This is a genomic window from Acidiphilium sp. PM (assembly GCF_000219295.1).
Classification (GTDB): Bacteria; Pseudomonadota; Alphaproteobacteria; order Acetobacterales; family Acetobacteraceae; genus Acidiphilium; species Acidiphilium multivorum.
This window is the reverse complement of the sequence record NZ_AFPR01000239.1, coordinates 1-2309: the sequence shown is the minus strand read 5'-3', so window position 1 is coordinate 2309 and position 2309 is coordinate 1. Positions and strand designations below refer to the sequence as shown.

The following is a 2309-nucleotide window of genomic DNA, read 5'->3' as shown; positions in this document are numbered from 1 at the left end:
TGCTGGCGGCTGCTGTTCCTCGCTCTGTGGCATCATCGCCACGGGCTGGGCGGCGCCGTCGATGGCGATGTGTTCGAAATACTGGGAGAACGGGCATGACCGAGCGCTACGACCTGATCATCGAGAACGGCACGCTGATTCTGCCCTGGGGCGAGGCGACCGGGCGGATCGGCGTGCGGGACGGCCGAATCGTCACCCTCGCTGCCACCGGGGATGCGCCCGAGACGATCGACGCCCGCGGCCTGCACGTCCTGCCCGGGCTGATCGACCCGCATGTGCATTTCCGCGATTCCGGCAGCGGCGAGCTGCCGGCGGTCGAGACGATGGAAACCGGCACGCGCGGCGCCGTGCTCGGCGGCATCACCGCGATCTTCGACATGCCGAACACCGGCACGCCGGCCACCGGACAGGCGGCGCTGGCGGCGAAGCGGGAGTCGCTCGCCGGCCGGGCCTGGTGCGATGTCGGCCTCTATGTCGGCGCGACGAAGGACAATATCGGCGAACTCGCCACCCTCGAGGCCGAATCCGGCGTCTGCGCGATCAAGGTTTTCGCCGGTTCCTCCACCGGCAACCTGCTGGTCGAGGACGATGCCTCGATCGAGCGCGTGATGCGCGCCGGAAGGCGGCGGATCGCCTTCCATTCCGAGGACGAATACCGCCTGCAGGCGCGGCGCGGCGAATTTTCCACCGGCATGGCCTATGCGAACCACGCGATCTGGCGCGATCCGGAATGCGCGGCGCTGGGCACGCGGCGGATCATGGCGCTGGCCCGCCGCACCGGCCGCCCGGCGCATATCCTGCACGTCTCGACCGAGGAGGAATTCGCCTATCTGCGCGATTTCCGCGATGTCGCCAGCGTCGAGGTGCTGGTCAACCACCTGACCCAGATGGCGCCCGACGCCTATGACCGGCTTGGCGCCTATGCGGTGATGAACCCGCCGATCCGCGATCGGCGCCATGTCGAGGCGGCATGGCGCGCGGTGGCGGACGGGCTGGTGGACACGATCGGCTCCGACCACGCGCCGCATCCCCGCGCCGCGAAGGAGCGCCCCTGGCCCGAAACCGCGGCCGGGCTGACCGGCGTGCAGACCCTGGTCCCGGTGATGCTCGACCAGGTGGCGAAGGGGCGGCTGAAGCTGACCAGGCTGGTCGATCTCATGGCGGCCGGGCCGGCGCGGATCTACGGCGCGGTCGGCAAGGGGCGGATCGCCGCCGGCTATGACGCCGATTTCACCCTGGTCGACCTGCGCCGCCAGCAGCGCATCGAGGCGGGCTGGCTCGCCAGCCCCTGCGGCTGGTCGCCGTTCGAGGGCGAGCGCGTCACCGGGTGGCCGGTGATGACGATCATCCGCGGCCAGGTCGCGATGCGCGACGGCGCGGTGCAGGGCTCGCCCGCCGGCCGTTCGGTTACCTTCCGCTCGTAGCCGCGCCGTCGACGCTGCCGGCGTGGCGGATTTCGAACAGGGCGCAGTAGGCCGAGCGGTCGACCAGCCTGAGCCGCCCCGGCATGAAGCCGCCGAGATGCCGCGCCGCGCCGGACGATGACCGGATATTGCGCGGAGTCGCCGAACAGCAGTGGCCAGTAGGCGCGGTGAGAGTCGAGTCTCGGCATCGCGGCCAGCACGCGGCTGCCGGGGGCCACCGGCGCGATGCAGTCCTGCTGTTGCCTGGCCGGCCGGTTCGGCCGTGCCGATCCAGCCTATTGTCCGGGAGACTTGGTTCCTTTGCGAGGGCGCGCCGGCGGCGGATCGTGCCCTGGAGCATCAGGCGAGCCATTTGCAACCGGAACGCCGAAGCTCGATGATCTGGACCGATCAGACATTGCGGACGTCATTCGCGCCAGCAGGGCTCAATTCAGCCGGCTTCCACGCTCGCCGAAACAGCGACCCGTTCAGGATCCGCCGTGAAAATGAGAGCCGGGAGGGAAGGGGAAAATTTTTGGAAATCAATGGTCGGAGCGGCGGGATTCGAACCCACGACCCCCAGTCCCCCAGACTGATGCGCTACCAGGCTGCGCTACGCTCCGACCCCGGCGTCTTAGCAAGTGACGCGGGGCGAGGCAATCGACCCGCATCACTTATCGAGGCTGGCACGCAGGTCTTCCAGTTCGGCAAGCACGCTCGCCATTGCCGCGCGCAGGAGCGCAGTCGCGGCGCGGGCCCGTTCGAGTGGCGCCGAGTCGGCGTCCGGCATGGCAGCGGGCGCGTGGCCAGGGTTGGAAGTCGCCGGTGCGGGATCGATCGGCAGTTCCGGCAGCCGGTCGGGCCGCGGGGCCGGCGGGGCCGGAATGTCGGCCCGCGCCCGCTCGG

At 70.1% G+C, this 2309-nt stretch carries 1 protein-coding gene, 1 tRNA gene and 1 pseudogene; 1 reads left to right on the top strand and 2 read right to left on the bottom strand.

Translation table 11 applies throughout. From position 1 onward, the window contains the following. The first annotated feature begins 95 nt into the window (after window positions 1-95). Window positions 96-1424 carry a dihydroorotase gene (locus tag APM_RS10375; protein WP_007423326.1) on the top strand — a complete coding sequence of 443 codons (1329 nt, stop codon included), beginning with the start codon at window positions 96-98 and terminating at the stop codon, window positions 1422-1424. A gap of 525 nt (window positions 1425-1949) precedes the next feature. Here the strand turns inward: APM_RS10375 and APM_RS10370 are convergent. Then, window positions 1950-2026 (bottom strand) — tRNA-Pro (locus APM_RS10370). A gap of 47 nt (window positions 2027-2073) precedes the next feature. Continuing rightward, window positions 2074-2309 (bottom strand): annotated as a pseudogene (locus APM_RS10365) (MerR family transcriptional regulator); the annotation flags it as partial.

What these genes read in the sequence shown, in the direction of transcription:
- APM_RS10375 (WP_007423326.1), top strand. Translation starts at nt 96, where the DNA reads ATGACCGAGCGCTACGACCTGATCATCGAGAACGGCACGCTGATTCTG.